This is a genomic window from Pseudomonas sp. PGPPP1, assembly GCF_002255865.1.
Lineage (GTDB): Bacteria > Pseudomonadota > Gammaproteobacteria > Pseudomonadales > Pseudomonadaceae > Aquipseudomonas > Aquipseudomonas cremoris.
Genome location: NZ_NKIG01000001.1, coordinates 344,199 through 361,220 on the forward strand (window position 1 = coordinate 344,199; position 17,022 = coordinate 361,220).

Below are 17,022 nucleotides of genomic sequence, written 5' to 3' on the forward strand. Positions count from 1 at the left end.
GCTGGGAGCAATGAATGAACGCATTCTTCAAGAGCGCGGGCAGGCTGCTGCGTAAAGTTTGGCTCTGGAGCCTGTTGCTGGTGTTGTCCGCAGCGATGTTGGTGTGGTTTTTTGGGCCTTTGCTGGCGGTGGATGAGCATCGTTTTTGGCAAGGCTCGACGGCACGCTTGCTGACCATCAGCGTTATGTTCCTGCTGTGGGGGCTGGCGATGGTGATCGTGAGCGGTCGCCGTGTCGCGCGGCTCAATCAGCCGGAGAACCAGGCGCGGCAGCAGCAAAAGGGGTTGGTGGAGGATGAGCACAGGCAGGTGCGGGGGCGTTTCAAGGAAGCCTTGCAAGCCTTGAAACGCTCGCCCCGTTATGGCGAACACGGCGAGCGTTGGCGCAACGAGTTGCCCTGGTACCTGGTGCTCGGTGAGCAAGGCAGCGGCAAGACTCGCCTGCTGGCGGCCAGCGGATTGCAGTTTCCGCTGGATCGCAGCGATGCACTGGCGCCTGGTGCGACGTCCTACTGTGACTGGTATTTTGCTGACGAGGCGGTCGTGGTCGAGACGGCCGGTCGCTACTTGTTTCAGCCCGACAGCGCGGTGGATGGTACAGGCTGGTGCACATTGCTGGGCCTGCTCAAGACGCGGCGCCGCACGCGCCCGCTCAACGGCGTGGTGGTGACGCTGTCGGTCGACACGCTGCTGAGCAGCAATGAGCATGATCTGGAACTGCATGCGCGTCACGTTCATAACCGTTTGCAGGACATTCAGCAGACGCTGCAGGTGGACGTCCCGGTTTACCTGGTGCTGACCCAGGCTGATCGATTGACCGGGTTTGCCGAGTTCTTCGATGGGCCGCAGGGTGACAGCGCCGACGCCGTGTTGGGTGAGAGCCTGGTCACCGGCAGGGCCGGGATCGAAGTCGCCCAGATGCGCGAAGCGTTCCAAACGCTGCTGCAAAGATTGGGAGCTGAGCTGGTTCAGCGCCTGCATCAGGAGCGGAGTGTTGAGCGTCGTGGCCAGATGCTTGAGTTTCCTCGGCAGGTCGCCCATATCGGCGAACAGGTGTGCCTGTTTGTCGAGACTGCCTTCTCTGCCCATCGCTATCAGCGGATCAACGGGTTGCGCGGGTTCTACCTGACGGGCACCGAGGCCGGTGATCGGCGCGCGCATTTCGCCCAGGGGTTGTTCCGCCGGGTGATTTTCGCCGAAGCCGGCCTTGCGGGGCTGCAGGCCCCGGAGCAGCGACGCATCCAGCGGCGCCAGGGGCTGTTGGCATTGGCTGTCGTGCTGGTGGTGGGTGGGGTCGGCGTACTGTGGTCGCATAGTTATTGGGCCAACCATCAACGCTTGGCGCAATTGGCGCAGCTGACAGCGTCCGATGGGGCGGCGCCGACAGCTTCAAACGATAGCCAGGCATTGCTGGCGCTGTTGGACAGACGCCTTGAGGCGACACGGGTGTTCCCCTCGCTGGCAGACGCGCGATGGGTGGACCGTGCTGGTTTGTATCAAGGGGAAATGAGCCGCCCGTTGTTGGCGGCTGCCTATGATGAGGCGTTGCGCCGACAACTGTTGTCCCACGTGGCAACTCTGCTTGAAGAGCAGGTGCTCACGAGCCTTGACGACCGTGATCGGTTGTTGGAAAACCTGCGCGCGTACTTGATGCTCAACCTGCGCGAACGCCGTGACGCCGCGTGGCTGGCGGAGCACGTGGCAGGTCATTGGTCAGTGCGTTATCCCGGTGAGACATCGGTGCAGAAACGGCTGAATGAACACTTGGGTCATCTGCTGGCACAACCGTTCGTGGTGCCGTTGAACGATGAGTTGGTCGCCCAGGCTCGACTGCAATTGCGTGGTGAGTCACTGGCAGACGTGGTCTACCGCACGCAGCGGGAACAGGCTCGGGGCCTTGAGCCCTTGCGCTTGTCCGAGGGGCGGGCGTTCTCAGCCACAGAGTCGCTCATCCCGGGTTTCTACACCAAAAAGTACGTGCAGTACTTTGAGACGCAGGGGGCTCGGCTGGTCAATGCCATCGTCCAGGACAACTGGGTGCTTGGGGCCGGCGCCGATCTTAGCGACATGGACTTGCGCCGATTGATGCTGGAGCTGGAGCAGCGCTATTTCAGTGAGTACGCCGACGCCTGGAGCGAGGCAATCGGCCAACTCCAACTGTCGGAAAGTGACAGTCTCAGCCAGGGTGTCGACAGGCTTGCGAACCTCACGTCCGCACAGTCGTCGCTGGTACAGCTGTTGCGGCACGTTCGTGAAAATACCCGCTTGTTGTCCACTAATGACCGGCTTGAGGCGCTTAACCAGCAGTTAGGTGAGACCGCATTGAGCCCACTGCTCGGTCAGTTGCCTGGGCAGGTGTCGCAAGATTCTGCGCGGCGTGCGTTGCAGCGTCGTTTCGAGCCTCTGCACCAACTACTCGACGAACAGCAGAACCCGGGCGCTGAGCTGACCCAGGCGTTGCGGTTGCTCGATGAGTTGCATCTGCAATTGGCTGCGCTGAACCGGGAGAGCGCGCCGGAGCAGGCAGCATTCAAGATGGTCAAGTTGCGCATGGAAGGGCAGCAGCCGCTGCTGGGCCATGTGCGTGACGCCGCTGTCCGCCTGCCGTTGCCACTCAGGGGATGGTTTGAGGGCATTGCTGACGACAGTTGGAGGCTATTGCTCAACGAGGCCTACGGGTATGTGAATCAACGTTACCAAAGCGAGGTCCATGGTTTTTACGTCAAGGCCATCCAACGACGGTATCCGTTCAATGCCCACGCCAGCAGTGACGTTGCTCTGGACGATTTCCAGGAGTTCTTCAAAGGACGGGGCGTGATGGGGCGTTTTTATGAGGGCTACCTACGGCCTTTCGTCAGCGTCGAGGGTGGCCGTTATCGGTTGCGCGGCCTGGACGGTCGCAGCCTGCCGTTGTCGCGCTCGCTGCTCGACCAGTTAGGCAAGGCCCAGATGATTCGCCAGGGTTTTTTCAGTGAGGACCAGGGCGAGTGGGCTGTGCGTTTCACGTTGGCGCCCTACAGCCTGGACCAGGCGGTCAACCGAGCGGTCCTGCGGATTGGTGACCAGCAGCTCGAATACCGTCACGGGCCCATCGTACCCATGACCTTCCACTGGCCCATCGAGGCGGGCAATGGCCGTAGCAGCCTGGTGTTGGAGCGCGGCGCCGCAAGGCCCATGGGCATCGAAAAAAACAGCGGGGCCTGGTCTTGGTTCCGGCTGTTGGAGCTGATGCATAGCGAGCCAGCCAGTGGCAGTGAGGCTCAGATAATCAAAGCCGATCTTGCGGGACTGCGTGCCAACTACCTGTTGGCGAGTCAACGTAACCCCAGCCCATTCCAGATGGCCGCCTGGCGTACCTTCCGCCTGCCGGATCAATTGTGAGCCAGCCCGTGTGGCGCAGTGCTGGCCGAACCGCTAAAGGCAAGCTGCGCTCGCGCAACGAGGACGCGTTCCTGGATTGCCCCCAGCGCAGTTGTTGGGCGGTCGCTGATGGCATGGGCGGCCACCGAGCAGGGGATGTGGCCAGCCAGTGGGTGGTCAGCAGCCTGGCTTCGTTGCCGGGTCACGGCAGCCTGGACCAGCGCATCGAGGATGTGCGGCAATGCTTGCGCTCAGTCGATTGCCGTCTGGGTCAGGGTGGCCGGCCAGACATCATGGGCAGCACCGTGGTTGCGTTGTTGCTGGAAGGCAACCGCGCCGCCTGTATCTGGGCGGGAGACAGTCGCTGCTACCTGTGGCGTGGGCAGCGCCTGTACCAATTGTCACGGGACCATTCCTTGCTGCAGCAGCTCATGGATAAACAGCAGTTGAGCCGTGAGCAGGCCTTGGCCCAGCCAGGCGCTCGCGCCCTGACACGTGCAATCGGTGCCCGACAGCCATTGAGCCTTGAGGTATTGGAGCTCCGTATCCACCCCGGCGATGTGTTTTTACTGTGCAGCGATGGCTTGTATCAGAACCTCAGCCATGGCGAGCTGGGGCGCGCGATGAATGTGGGCACACCGCAACAAGTGGTGGCTCGCTTGTTCAGCAACGTGTTACGCGGGCCGGCGGCGGACGATCTCACCGCCGTTGTGGTGCGGCCATGAGCACGGCGGCCTCTGCGCCAAAATTGCTGGCGGGGCGCTATCAGCTTGAGCGGGTCCTGGGCACGGGCGGGATGGGGGTGGTCTATCGTGCCCGCGACCTGTTGCATGAGGTGCTGGGTGAGCCTGACTCCAGCGTGGCAGTCAAACTGTTGGGGGAGACGTTCGCGGAGTCTCCCGATGCCCACCTGTTGCTGTACAGCGAGTTTGCGTTGACCCGTAGCCTGCGCCACGCGCATGTGGTGCGCTTGTTTTCTTTCGAAGTCGACACTGCGCACCAGCTCGCATTCTTCACGATGGAACTGATGCACGGCATGACGCTGGACCATCTGCTCAAGGAGTGTCCGAATGGTCTGCCTTGGCCGGAGCTGCAACCCCTGGCCTTGCAACTGTTGGATGCACTTGACTACAGCCACCAGCAAGGCGTGCTGCATGGGGATGTAAAACCGGCCAACATCATGTTGGGCGAGCAGGGGCTGCGCCTGTTCGATTTTGGCTTGGGCCACTCCGAGGCGCAAAAAGCAGCTGGGTTGCCAGGGTTGAGTCGCAACCGCCTGCACGCCTGGACGCCCGCGTATGCCGCCCCGGAACTGATGGCGGGTGGTTGTCTGTCGGCGAGTACCGATTTGTATGGCGCCGCCAGTGTGCTGTATGCGCTCGCCCAAGGTCAGCGGCTGGGTGAGGAGCAACGCAATCAGCCGTTGCCCAGGCCTCGGCAGTTACCCAGCGATTGTTGGCCGGCGTTACGTTTGGCGCTCGCCACAGACCCTGAACGCCGAACCGTTTGCGTCAGTGAACTGCATGAAGCGCTGGTACGCAGGCGCCGTCGTTGGTTTTTCTAGTGGGTGCATCAGCCTGGCAAATCATGCAGTTGGCAGTATTCGGCCCAACTGAGGCCGGCCATCTGCGCCACTTCCTTGTGCACTTCGAGGCGCTGTGCTTCAAAGGCTTCGACGGAGTCGGCGGTCAGCTTGAGGGTCAACTCCCAGGCAAAGAGGCCCTGAAGTTCAGCTTCTGCCTCGAAGGCTTCATGCAACCGTTCGGCGCGGTACTCCGCCAGAGTTTCGCCCTTGGCCTGCGCGGCCAGCGGGTTGAGGGTGTTCAGCTGCGTGGCCACTTCTGGGTGTTGGTTCAAGAACCGATCCAGCGCGAGCTGGTGGTGTTCAGCGGGTTGGGACAAGGTTTTGCTCCAGGTAAGGCGGGCTCAGGCCCCGGCCTTGAGCCGCTGGCGAGCGGCATGGCGGCGGGCGCGTTTATACAAGCGGCGATTGATCCAATTGCGCATCGGGTTGAGCAAAAACAATAACAGATAGGCGATCAGCACCAGGGCCAGGTCAAACGAACTACCGCTGGTGTCGCCCATTATTCGTTCGATCACGTCCCTGCTCATCAGCAGCAGCGTTACCCCTGAAACCCATAGCAGCGTGTTCAGGAGCAACGGATGCATGTACGTGGACAGCTTGTCTTGCATAGTGAACCTATCTCCTTGGTATCCGCTGACGTCGCAGGCACCTTTCCTTGAGCGGGCAAATCTGAGGCTGAGCGCACCCGGATTGCGCGCAGAAAAAACGCAGATACTACCTATTGAAGCAGGTTCGGCGATTGGCACAGGTCAGAGAATTCAATTATTGGGATAAATAAGCGGATTGCCTGTCACCCATTGCAGAAAAATCACTCAGGCAGATGGCAAAAAGCTTTCGCTCAGAGTAGCAGGGCGTGTAGCGTTAGCCCGGTAGTTGCGGCCCTGCCTTCAGGGGCCACGGGGCGTGTGGACAGAGGGACGGGTCATGGCGCAAACGCTGTTCAAACTTTTCTTCACCCAACGTCTGGCCGCCCTGGCCAGTACCGAGTCGTTGCGCGCGATCCGCGAGGGGCTGTTGTGGATCCTGCCGTGCCTGTTGGTGTCGGCGGGCTTTTTGATCCTCTCCGAATGCGCCCGGGTGCTGGGCTTCGATCCGCAAGTGGTGGCGTTTCTCGCAGGGCTGCATAACCAGATCAGCTCGGTGATTCCGCTGCTGGTGGCTGCCTCCATTGGCTACATGCTCGCGATCCAACATCGCCTGCCGCAACTGCCGGTGGCGTTCCTGTGCCTGGCCCATGTGGTGGTGGCGACGTTTATCTTGCGCGAATACCCTCGGGCCTCGGCCACCTTTGTATTGTTTATTGCGATTGCCTCGCCACTGCTCAACGTGCCGGCGATTGCCTGGCTGCACCGCTATCGCTGGACGCGGCTGGTCAATGAGGACCTGGTCGGGCATAACCTCAGGGGCACCATCAATATGGTGGTGCCGGGGGCGATCACCGCTCTGGCGTTGGTGCTGGTGTTGTCGGCGCTGTTGCAGGTGCCGTATGTGGCGCAGCTCCAGGGGCCTCAGGTACTCGATGCCCTGGAAACGCCCTACGGCAGCGGCTTGTTTGTAACGCTGATGAACTCGCTGTTGTGGTTTTTTGGAATCCATGGCGTGTATGCCATGCAACCCCTGTTCGATGTGCTGGACCAGGCCGTGGTACTGAACAGCGCCGCGCTGGCGGCCGGCGAGCCGATCAAATATGTGCTCAACAGCGGCTTGTTGGGCAGCTTCGCGTTTATCGGCGGTTCAGGCAGTGCGTTATGCCTGCTGGTGGCCATTTTGCTGTTTTCCAAGAGCCAGTCCATGCGCCTGTTGGCGATGGCAAGCCTGCCACTCTCGTTGTTCAATGTCAGCGAGGTGCTGCTGTTCGGCTTGCCGATCATTCTCAACCCGCGCCTGTTCATTCCGTTCTTGCTGGTGCCGGCCCTGAATACCCTGGTGGCGTTGACGGTGGTGCTGCTGGGTTGGGTGTCCCCGGCGGTGGCCAGTGTGCCGTTCACCGCGCCGGTGCTGCTCAACGCCTACCTGAGTACCCACGGTGATATCGCGGCGGTGGCGTTGCAGGTGGCGCTGTTGGGCCTGGGCACCTTGGTGTACGCGCCCTATGTACGTGCGATCCACCGACAGGGCATCGAGGGTGGCACGGTGTACCTCAAGTCGCTGGATATGACCTTTCGCGGCCTGGAAGAAAAGGGCCGACTGCGCGAATTGGACCCGGTGCTGGCGTCCCACAAGATCCAAGCGCGCCAGGCCGCTGAACTGAGCCGCATCCAGCAGATCAGCGACTACGAGTTCTACCTCGAATTCCAGCCGCAAGTCTCGACCCGCACGGGCCTGTGCACCGGCTGCGAAGCCCTGATGCGCGCCCGCGACGCCCAAGGCACCGTGCATTCACCGTGGGAGTTCCTGCAATGGCTGGCCCAGGCACGGCTGATGCCCGATGTGGATGTGTGGGTGGCCTCACAGGCGGTTCGCCAGTACCAGAAATGGCAGAAGCTCGGCTTCGCCCTGCCGATGACCATCAATATTTCCAGCGCAACCCTGACCGACGCCGCCTATGGCGAACGCCTGGTGGAGATCCTGGCCCAGGCCCATGGGCAGGTGTCGGTGGAAATCACCGAAGATGCGCTGGTCAGTGACGTCTCGGCCACGCGCCAGACCATCCAGAAGCTGCAGGCCATTGGGGCCAAGGTGTATATCGATGACTTCGGCACCGGTTTCTCGGCATTGAGTTACTTGCACCAGTTTCCGGTGGACTTCATCAAGATCGACCGCAGCTTTGTGGTGGCCCAGCACGACCCTAAGGGGGCCCAGGTGTTGACCGGCATGCTGCGCTTTTGTGAAGCGCTCGACCTGGGCGTGGTGGTGGAAGGCGTGGAGACCGCCGAGCAGTTGGCTTTCCTGAATACCGGCACCGAGTTGTTTATCCAAGGCTGGTATTTCAGCAAGGCGCTGCCGGGTGATCAGTTGGAGCGTTTTGTCCGCGAGCGGGCCGCGCTGGCAGAGGCCTAGGCTGTCTCATAGCCACGCCGAGTCTGTTCGATCTCCTCGACCAACGTGTCGATACGTGCCAAGCGTGCGCGGTTGTCATGGTCCCAGGGGTGAAAACCGGGCTTGAAGTAGTGCAGCCACGGCCGCAGCATTCGTGGGAATACGCCCTTGGGTCCGTACAGAAACTTCAGCATGCGCCAGGAGCCTTTCCAGAACCCAACCGCCTTGCGGTCGGCAATCAGCAGGCGCAGGTGGAAGTCCAGCACCACCAGCCAAAAGAACACCGTGGTGGTCAGCATGGTCCCGGTGCGCAACAAATAGCGCTTGGGTCCAGGTTTGATCACTGCGTTCCACACATCAAAGGCGACGGCCTTGTGTTCGGTTTCTTCGAGGGCGTGCCAGTACCACATCTGCTGGTAGCCCTTGAGGGAATCACCGAAGCGTGACGGGTCGCTCAGCAGGATCTCCGCCAGCATCGCCGTGTAGTGCTCAAGGGCAATGGTAATTGCCAGGTTGAACGACGGCGCAAAGTGCTTCTTTTGCAGGTCGAGGATGAATTTGAGCCGGCGGTCGAGGGTGTGTGCCGGCAAGCCAGCGGCTTGCAACAAGTCGTTGTAGGCCACGTGCTCACGGCTGTGCATGGCTTCCTGGCCGATAAAGCCCTGGATCGCTTTTTTCAGCTCGGGATCGTCGATGCGCTGGCGATAGTGGCGCACGCTGTCCATGAAAAACAGCTCGCCCTGGGGAAACAGCAGCGACAACGCGTTGAAAAAGTGCGTGATGAACGGACCCTGTTCATGCCAATTGGTGATGCGCTCGGCGGGCAGGGCGAAATGGATGTCGCGACGGATAGGCAACATAGTGCGTGCTCCTGTTCAGAGGCGAGGCTCGTCGTTGGTTTCAAACACCGGCGTGCGTGGTTTGGGCGCCATGCGTTTACTGGCGAACACCACCAGCGCTTGATAGGCCGCGGGCAGGCAACGGGCGAGCAGGTCGAGGAAGTACGCGTCACGGCCGATCAGCACGCGACGTTTGTTTTTGCGCACACCTTGCAAGATGACCTTGGCCGCCTGGTCGGCATCGGTGATGAAGAGTTTTTCGAAGTCGGCGCGGGCTTGTTGTTCGCTGTGGATCAGAAAACCGGTCATGTTCGCGTCGATGCGACTGCTGCGGCAGATATCGGTCCGAATGCCGCCGGGGTGCACGCAGGTGGCCGATACGCCGCAGCGCTGCATGTCCAGTTCCTGGCGCAGGGACTCGGTAAAACCGCGCACGGCAAACTTGGTGGCGTTGTAGCCGCTCATGCCCGGCTGGGCAAACAGGCCGAACACGCTTGAGGTGTTGATTACATGGCCGTCGCCGCAGGCTTTCAGGTACGGCAGGAACGCTTTGGTGCCGTACACCACGCCCCAGAAATTGATGCCGACGATCCACTCCAGGTCGGCGTAGTCCACCCCTTCTACCGTGCTCGACAGGGCGACGCCGGCGTTGTTGAACACCAGGTTGACCTGGCCGTGTTCGGCAACGCAGCTCGCAGCCCAATCCTCCATGGCCTGCCGGTCGGACACATCCAGCACTCGGGTGGTGATCGTGACGGGAGACAGGGTTGAGGTCTTGATCAGTGCCAGCGTTTGCTCAAGGCCCTGGCTGTTTTTGTCCGCCAGTGCCAGGTGGCAGCCTTCCCGTGCCAATGCCAGTGCCAGGGCGCGGCCCATGCCGGATGCCGCGCCAGTGATCGCCGCCACGCGGCCGTTGAATGACTTCATGACAGGCTGCCTTCTGCAGAGGAGAGGGGCTGCGCAACCGGTTGTGCGGGCGCATTGATCGGCAGCAGGTCTGCCACGTAATCCTTGAGCGCGAACTGCCGGGTGACCTGTTTGAAGCGCCAGGTCGAGCCAGGCCACAGGGTGGTGTTCTTGCCGGTGCGTGGGTCGAGGTACCAGCTCTGGCAGCCGCCGGTGTTCCAGATGGTGCGCTTGAGGTTGTTCTGCAGCTGCAGGTTGTAGGCGCTTTCCACCGCCGGTTTGACGTCCACCGTGGCGATACGATGCCGCTGCATTTGCTTGAGCGCGTCGAGGATGTAGGTCACCTGGGCTTCGATCATCAGGATCATCGAGTTATGCCCCAGGCCGGTGTTCGGTCCGACGATCAGGAACAGGTTGGGATAACCCGGCACCGTGGTGCCCTTGTAGGCATGTGCGCCGTCGCTCCAGGTGTCCATCAGGTCCACGCCGTCACGGCCGATGATGCAGTTACGGGGCAGGGGATCGGTGGCTTGGAAACCGGTGCCGAAAATCAGGCAATCAGCGGGGTGCTTGATGCCGTCCGCCGTGACCACGCCGTCGGCTTCGACCCGTAGCACCGGGGTGGTCACCACCTCGACATTGCTGCGGGCCAGTGCGGGGTAATAGTCATTGGAGATCAGCACACGCTTGCAGCCAATGGTGTAGTTCGGCGTCAGGGTCTTGCGCAGGGAAGGGCGGGACACTTGTTTCTGCAGGTGGCGTTGAGCGATTTTCTGCACCATTTTCATCAACCTTGGGTGCAGCGCAAAGCCGACCACGCGGCCCTCCAATGCCCAGTAAAACGCACCGCGCAGCAGGCGCTGGGTGAAGGGCAAGTGTTTGAACAACAGGCGTTCGGCAGGCGAAATCGCCCGGTCAGGTTTGGGCATGATCCACGGCGGCGTGCGTTGGAACAGGTCCAGATGGGCCACCTGCGGCGCGATCTGCGGCACGAACTGAATAGCGCTGGCGCCCGTGCCGATGACGGCCACGCGTTTGCCCTTCAACGAATACCCATGGTTCCACTGTTGGGAATGGAAGCGCTCGCCTTTGAAGTCGTCCAGCCCTGGAATGTCCGGCAGCGCCGGGCGCGACAACCCACCCATCCCCGACACCAGCACCCGTGCGCTGACTTGACGACCGTTGCTGAAGCTCAATTGCCAGCGCTGCCGTTGCTCATCGAACACCGCCCGTACCAGGCCCATGCCGAAACACAAATAGGGCGCCAGTTCGAAACGCTCGGCGCACTGCTCCAGGTAGGCGCGGATCTCGGCTTGCGGCGCGAACTGGCGCGTCCAGTTGGGGTTGGGAGCAAAGGAAAACGAATACACATGGGACTGCACATCGCAGGCACAGCCCGGGTAGTGGTTGTCTCGCCACGTGCCGCCGAGGCTATCGGCCTGCTCGGCAATAAAGAAGTCGGTAATGCCGGCTTCCTTGAGCTTGATGGCCATGCACAAGCCGGCAAAGCCTGAGCCAATGATGGCGATGTCGATTAAGTCGTCGTGGGCATTCATAGGCGGATTCCCGTGCTCCTGTTTTTGTTTTGTCTTTTAGATAGAACACCATTGCAAAGAAAAAATGAATTAATTATTTTAAAAAAGATTTTAAATAATCTACCTGAAAATGTCGCCTACGCTAGTCACTGGCTCCTCATGTGCGACTTGTCCGACGGACGAGCACGGTAATGCACATAAGTTTAGGTCCAGGGGTGGACGATGGCTGAGGTCTGGACCAATACCGGTCGGGCCGACAGCAGCAGGGATGCAGAGGACCGAACTATGGCTGTCGAATGGGTTGTCGCTGCAGGTGTGTTTGCCGGTGCGAGTGCAGTGTTGTGGGCCTTTAGTGCCTGGATGACACGGCGGATCGAAGCGGCTGTGCCGATCAACGGGCGCTTTCTGGAGGTCGACGGCGAGCGCTTTCACTATGTAGAAGAGGGCAAGGGCCCGCCGCTGGTGATGATTCACGGGCTGATGGGCAGCAGTCGCAACTTGACGTACGTGTTGTCCGGCCAATTGCGTGAGCATTTCCGAGTGATCACGCTTGATCGTCCGGGGTCGGGCTATTCCACTCGACACAAGGGCACGGCGGCGGGCTTACCGGACCAGGCGCGTCAGATTGCCGGGCTGATCAAGGCCCTGGATCTGGACCGGCCGTTGGTGCTGGGGCATTCCCTCGGTGGGGCGATCTCCCTCGCGCTGGCCCTGGATCATCCCGAGTCGGTATCCGGGTTGATCCTGGTGGCACCGTTGACCCACCCCCAACGCCTCTTGCCACTGGTATTCCTGTCATTGGCGGTGCGCCCCGGGTGGTTGCGACGCTGGATGGCCCACACCTTGACCATGCCGGTGGGGCTGCTGACCAAAGGCTCGGTGGTCAAGGGCGTGTTCGCCCCGGACGCGCCCCCGGCGGACTTTGCCACTCGCGGCGGTGGCCTGCTGGGCATGCGCCCCGACAACTTCTATGCAGCGTCCACCGAGATCAACCAGGTCAACGATCACTTGCCGGGCATGGTCAAGCGCTACTCGCAACTGACCCTGCCCATCGGCTTGATCTATGGCGCGCGGGACCAGGTACTGGACTTTCGTAAACATGGCCAGGCCCTGGCCGACAAGGTGCCGGGCCTGAAACTGCAGCTGGTAGAAGGGCGCGGCCATATGTTGCCGATCACCGCCACAGCACGTGTGGTGGAGGTGGTCCAGCAGGTGGCCAAGCGTGTTCGACCACCGGCGAACGCCAGCGTGTTGCATCCACCTTTTGCATTGGCGACCAAATAATTGCGCAATTCGAATCGCGGTTCAGCGGCGTCAATGCCTGCCCTAGACACCTGACCAAACGGCTGAAAAACAGACTGCTCGGTCACATGAAAAAGTGTTTGAAAAACTAGTTGACGACCTAACGATTCCGCGCTATTTCTTTAAAAAAATATTTCAATGTTTATTTTGAAATGATTTTTGAAATGCCTAAGAGCGAATAAAAATGAAAAAAACGTCTTTTATCGCATGGTTGATTTCCTGGGGCATCCAGCGCTCCTCGAACCTGTTTTCCGCGTCCCTGCCTACTCGCCTCATTCGGAGGCTGCCATGAACCAGACCCTGGCAGCGCCGAGTGTATGGACCGACGGCAAGCGCCACCTGTGGTGGCTGGGCATCCTGCCACTGGCTACCCCACTCTTGTCTGGCTCACTCGCCATCACTACCGGTATTCAGCAATTGTGGTGGGTTGGCGTTCTGGTGATCTTCGGCCTGATCCCTCTGATTGACGGCCTGCTCGGTGAAGACGTGAGCAACCCACCGGAGTCCGCCGTCGGCCATCTTGAATCCCAAAGCTACTACCGTTGGATCGTCTACACCGGCGTACTTTTCGTCATCTCGTCGGTGGTGATCACCGGTTGGCTCGCGGCTGGCGGTATCGAATGGATCATCCAGGGAGGGCTGCTACAAGCGGCGGCTCATCTTGATCCTTCCAGCTGGCTGTCCCACGCCGCCAGCTACATCACCGCCCGCACTCAATTGCATGGCGAACCCAGCTGGTTCACCTACTTGGGCATGGCCATGTCGACCGGTGCTGCCACCGGCATCGCGATCAATACCGCCCATGAATTGGGGCATAAACCCAATGCACTGGAAGTCTTCCTGGCCAAGGTGACGTTGGCACCGACCTTCTACGGGCACTTCTACACCGAACACAACCGTGGTCATCACGTGCGTGTCGCGACCCCGGAAGACCCCGCCAGCTCGCGGCTCGGGGAAAGCTTCTGGGCCTTCCTGCCGCGCTCGGTGTGGTACAGCGCACGCTCGGCCTGGAACCTGGAGCGCGAACGCCTGCGCAAACTCGGCCTGCCGGCCTGGCATTGGAAAAACGGCGTGCTCAGTGCCTGGATGTACAGCGTGGTGTTGTGGGGCGCGATGATTGCCTGGTTGGGGGTTGCGGTGATTCCGTTCCTGATTATCCAGGGCATCTACGGTTTCTCGCTGTTGGAAGTCGTGAACTACGTCGAACACTACGGCCTTAAACGCCAGAAGTTACCCAATGGCCGTTATGAACGTTGTTCGCCACGCCACTCCTGGAACAGTAATCGGATTGTGACCAATATCTTTCTGTTCCAACTGCAACGGCACTCCGATCACCATGCCAACCCGACGCGCAGTTATCAGTCGTTGCGCCACTTTGATGAGTCACCGCAACTGCCATATGGCTATGCAAGCATGATTGTCTGGGCCTATGTGCCTTACTTGTGGCGACGTCGAATGGACCATCGAGTACTCAATCATTACGCCGGGGATATCACCCTGACCAATCTTCAACCTTCACAGCGTTTGAAATACCTGGAGAAGTACAGCGGGAACTCCAAGCCGTTTTGATTTGAACTGATACATCCATTGGCGTACTCGGGATCTGTGTATCGCGCAGGATTGTTTCGCCCGGAATACGCGAATGAAGCGTTGCAAGAAGTTGTTTGACCCTAACAAAAATAATTTCAAGGGAAGGACGTACACCATGCAAACACCTGCCAAGTTCACCACCCATATTGTGCTGGCCGCGCTGGGGCTTATTGTTTATCACCAGGCCCAGGCTGCACGTATCGAACCGGCCGGCAGTGCCTTCACTGCCCAAGGCCCCATCAGTTTCTCCAAGGGCGCATTGATCAGCGCCGACTGCACCATCAAGGTCGCCGGCAAGGTGGCAGCGGATGGAACGTCGGTAAATGTGGACAAAGTCGAATTCGACGGGGGCCTCAAGTGCAGCCGCGTCGAGGCCATTAACTTGCCATGGGTATTAGTGGCCAAAGATACCAAGAGCGGTTCCATGTCGAAGATCAGCGTGGATGTTCATGCCTTTGGTCTAGGCGGCAAGTGCGGCCCTTCAACCGCCGACGGTACGTGGGATAACGCCACCGGCAAGTTGGAGGCGGCCAATGTACCCATCGGTGAAGACTGCAAGATCAAGACGGTGTCGATCAAGATGCCGCCCAACTTCAAAGTGGTTGAATAACCGTCGGATGTTGCTGCGGTAATTGAATTGAGATTTGGCTGGAAAGGGATGTTCTGCTTGTTTCACCGTGACTTCTCGATCATGGCCATTACCCCTGGCGAAATGAATTCGCCATAACATGTGAGGAAAAACAATGAAAAGTTTTAAAACCCTCGTATCGTTGTCTGCTTTAGTTGTTTGCATGGGCGCTGCTTCGATGGCCAATGCCTATAGTTTCAATCCAAAAGTTACGGGCGGTACGCCGTTTTCCGGTACCGGTACTCTCGTTGCCAAGTCCCCAACTTCGAACAACTTGAATGTCACCTGCTCGCTGTCAGTGACAGGCAGTATTGATGCTGCCGGTAATGCGAGCATCCTCACTGCAGCCACAACAGGCGGTGGTCTGTGTGCGCTACCGACCATCACGGGTTTGCCTTGGCCTGTTGTACCTACCGGCCTCTCAACGGTTCGAGTCGATAACGTAGGTTACAACCTCCCTGCGGTATTCCCGTTTCCCAAGTCAACGTGCGGGTTAACTTCGATTAATGGCTCATTCACTCCGGGTGCGAGTGCCTCACTTGGTTTTACCAACCAGGCGTTGGCGGGTAGTTGCACGATTACCTCGCTGACCATCACCACGTCGGGCGCAACCATCACGATCACCAACCCCTGAACTTCGTAAAGGGCTGATCACCCGTTGAAGGCAGGCACTTCTTGCGAGGTGCCTGTTGTTGCAAGGTGAACCGGCGTGGCCGGGCACTGATAATAATAAGGAGTGTTGCATGAGCAATAAAAAAAACCACGCTCGTACTTTATTAAGCATCGCAGTATTGGGAGGGCTGATGGCGGGCGTCCCTTCGGTACAGGCGGGTGGTTTATCCACGCCTACTTATGGTGCTCCAGGGTGGGGGCGGGCATTTGGCGGTGGTTCGCTGTTCAAGAACGACCCCAGTTCGGCCTTCAATAACCCGGCGGCCATGGCATTTGTCGATAAGACCATTTCACAGTTCACCGTGGACTATGCACGGATCAGCATCAAAATGAAGGGGCAGTCCAAGGATTACAACGGCGACCCCTTGACCAGAACGCCTATTGCTCCCGATGGCAGCATCTTGTTTGACGACGCCAGTGTCGTGAACGGTGAGGGTGGCCAAGGCGGTTTTACCGCATGGGTGCCCACGGGTTTTCTGGTGATGCCTATCGGTGATCGCTTCGCGTTCGGTCTTAGCCAAGTGGTGCCACAAGGTGCGCGTACAACGTGGGATACCGATTCGAAATACCGTGACTTTGCCGTGGACACAAAAATCGAGACCGTGGGCCTGACGGGGTCTCTATCGTTCAAGGTCAATGACGAATTTTCCATCGGCGCGGGCGCTATCGTTCAGCGCAGTCAGGGGTTTGTCAGCCAGAACATCGATTTGTTTGCCGCCGCCTCAAACTCACCGGGTATCGGCAAGGATCGTCCAACGGGGGGTGTAGCACTTCCTGCCGGGATCGGCGATTCGTTGATCCGCGTAAAAGTCGACAATGTCTCTGTCGGCTGGTTTACCGGGGTGGTCTGGCAGCCGACCGAGCGTGACTCCCTTGGCTTGAACTATCACGCCAAGATCAAGAACAAGATGAAGGGCAACTACAACATCTATACGGATTCAGTGACCCAGGCATTGTTGACAGAGCCTAGCCCGTTAAACCCAGACGGAGGGACGATATTGGGGGCCGCCTACCCCGGGTTGAATCTGTACCCCAACGGTGCCAAGGCTTCGACCCAGTTGGACATCCCTGCAACCGCCGCGTTTGACTGGGTTCACCAGTTTGATGATCGGCTGACAGTGGGTGCCAGCGTGATGTGGACTCAATGGTCATCCTTTCAGGACCTGACGCTGAAGTCGGAGGGCTACACCATCGTTTCCATCCCATACAAGTACAAGGATGTCTGGATGTACTCCTTGGGTGGCGACTACAAACTTACCGACCAATGGACAGTGCGTGCCGGTGTGGCTTTCGATCAGACCCCGACCCGCAACTCTACACGTGACCCGCGGATTCCTGATGGCGACCGTGTCTTCACCTCGTTGGGTGCAGGTTACGTTGTCAAGCAGATCCCAGGGCTTTCGCTGGATGCCGCTTACTCCCACCAATTCGTGGAAAAGGTCAAACTCAAGACCCAAAACGTCGATCGGCTGGGTGCGGGTAGTCTGGATTCCGAGGCCAAGGCTCATGGGGATGTGGTCAGCCTTTCCGCCACTTACGCGTTCTAAAACGCAGCACTACGACCCACACGCTTGAACGGCGGTGGTGCCAGGAACAAGGCTTTTACAAAAAGCCGAAAACCTATCAC

14 protein-coding genes are annotated in these 17,022 nt (G+C 59.5%); 9 read left to right on the plus strand and 5 right to left on the minus strand.

The genetic code is table 11. The features are described 5' to 3' along the window. Positions 1-14: 14 nt before the first annotated feature. From tssM to CFE47_RS01645, 3 genes are read left to right on the plus strand one after another with little or no spacing between them, the layout of a single operon-like run. Complete coding sequence (gene tssM / locus CFE47_RS01635) at positions 15-3,380, plus strand: type VI secretion system membrane subunit TssM (protein ID WP_286835198.1); 3,366 nt, start codon at positions 15-17, stop codon at positions 3,378-3,380. Next, a complete protein-coding gene (locus CFE47_RS01640; RefSeq protein ID WP_286835684.1) occupies positions 3,374-4,084 on the plus strand; it encodes a PP2C family protein-serine/threonine phosphatase in 711 nt (236 codons plus the stop codon). Before tssM ends, CFE47_RS01640 begins: the two co-directional genes overlap by 7 nt. Continuing rightward, positions 4,081-4,923, plus strand: a complete 843-nt coding sequence (locus CFE47_RS01645; protein WP_286835199.1) for a serine/threonine-protein kinase — start codon at positions 4,081-4,083, stop codon at positions 4,921-4,923. The genes CFE47_RS01640 and CFE47_RS01645 overlap by 4 nt, the downstream gene beginning before the upstream one ends. 8 nt (positions 4,924-4,931) lie before the next feature. Here the strand turns inward: CFE47_RS01645 and CFE47_RS01650 are convergent, their stop codons facing one another. Then, positions 4,932-5,261, minus strand: a complete 330-nt coding sequence (locus CFE47_RS01650; protein WP_286835200.1) for a DUF6388 family protein — start codon at positions 5,259-5,261, stop codon at positions 4,932-4,934. Between the two features lie 24 nt (positions 5,262-5,285). Beyond that, on the minus strand, positions 5,286-5,552 hold the full coding sequence (locus CFE47_RS01655) for a hypothetical protein (RefSeq protein ID WP_286835201.1): 267 nt from the start codon (positions 5,550-5,552) through the stop codon (positions 5,286-5,288). A gap of 316 nt (positions 5,553-5,868) precedes the next feature. Between CFE47_RS01655 and CFE47_RS01660 the strand changes: the two genes are divergently transcribed. Then, on the plus strand, positions 5,869-7,944 hold the full coding sequence (locus tag CFE47_RS01660; RefSeq protein ID WP_286835202.1) for a PTS sugar transporter subunit IIC/EAL domain-containing protein: 2,076 nt from the start codon (positions 5,869-5,871) through the stop codon (positions 7,942-7,944). Here CFE47_RS01660 and CFE47_RS01665 read toward each other — a convergent pair. From CFE47_RS01665 to CFE47_RS01675, 3 genes are read right to left on the minus strand one after another with little or no spacing between them, the layout of a single operon-like run. Continuing rightward, complete coding sequence (locus tag CFE47_RS01665; protein WP_286835203.1) at positions 7,941-8,783, minus strand: metal-dependent hydrolase; 843 nt, start codon at positions 8,781-8,783, stop codon at positions 7,941-7,943. The two genes, CFE47_RS01660 and CFE47_RS01665, sit on opposite strands and share 4 nt — an antisense overlap. A 15-nt stretch (positions 8,784-8,798) precedes the next feature. Beyond that, complete coding sequence (locus CFE47_RS01670) at positions 8,799-9,689, minus strand: SDR family NAD(P)-dependent oxidoreductase (RefSeq protein ID WP_286835204.1); 891 nt, start codon at positions 9,687-9,689, stop codon at positions 8,799-8,801. Beyond that, complete coding sequence (locus CFE47_RS01675) at positions 9,686-11,224, minus strand: flavin-containing monooxygenase (RefSeq protein WP_286835205.1); 1,539 nt, start codon at positions 11,222-11,224, stop codon at positions 9,686-9,688. Before CFE47_RS01675 ends, CFE47_RS01670 begins: the two co-directional genes overlap by 4 nt. A gap of 264 nt (positions 11,225-11,488) precedes the next feature. Here CFE47_RS01675 and CFE47_RS01680 point away from each other — a divergent pair, with 264 nt between their 5' ends. From CFE47_RS01680 to CFE47_RS01700, 5 genes are all read left to right on the plus strand, one after another. Then, complete coding sequence (locus CFE47_RS01680; RefSeq protein WP_286835206.1) at positions 11,489-12,487, plus strand: alpha/beta fold hydrolase; 999 nt, start codon at positions 11,489-11,491, stop codon at positions 12,485-12,487. A gap of 306 nt (positions 12,488-12,793) precedes the next feature. Further along, the gene (locus CFE47_RS01685; RefSeq protein ID WP_286835207.1) at positions 12,794-14,074 is read left to right on the plus strand and encodes an alkane 1-monooxygenase; all 1,281 of its coding nucleotides are present in this window, start codon (positions 12,794-12,796) and stop codon (positions 14,072-14,074) included. A gap of 136 nt (positions 14,075-14,210) precedes the next feature. Continuing rightward, the gene (gene praA, locus CFE47_RS01690) at positions 14,211-14,705 is read left to right on the plus strand and encodes an alkane oxidation protein activator PraA (RefSeq protein WP_286835208.1); all 495 of its coding nucleotides are present in this window, start codon (positions 14,211-14,213) and stop codon (positions 14,703-14,705) included. A 133-nt stretch (positions 14,706-14,838) separates the two neighbouring features. After that, complete coding sequence (praB, locus tag CFE47_RS01695; RefSeq protein ID WP_286835209.1) at positions 14,839-15,357, plus strand: alkane oxidation protein activator PraB; 519 nt, start codon at positions 14,839-14,841, stop codon at positions 15,355-15,357. Between the two features lie 109 nt (positions 15,358-15,466). Continuing rightward, positions 15,467-16,942 carry an outer membrane protein transport protein gene (locus CFE47_RS01700; protein WP_286835210.1) on the plus strand — a complete coding sequence of 492 codons (1,476 nt, stop codon included), beginning with the start codon at positions 15,467-15,469 and terminating at the stop codon, positions 16,940-16,942. Positions 16,943-17,022 lie beyond the last annotated feature (80 nt).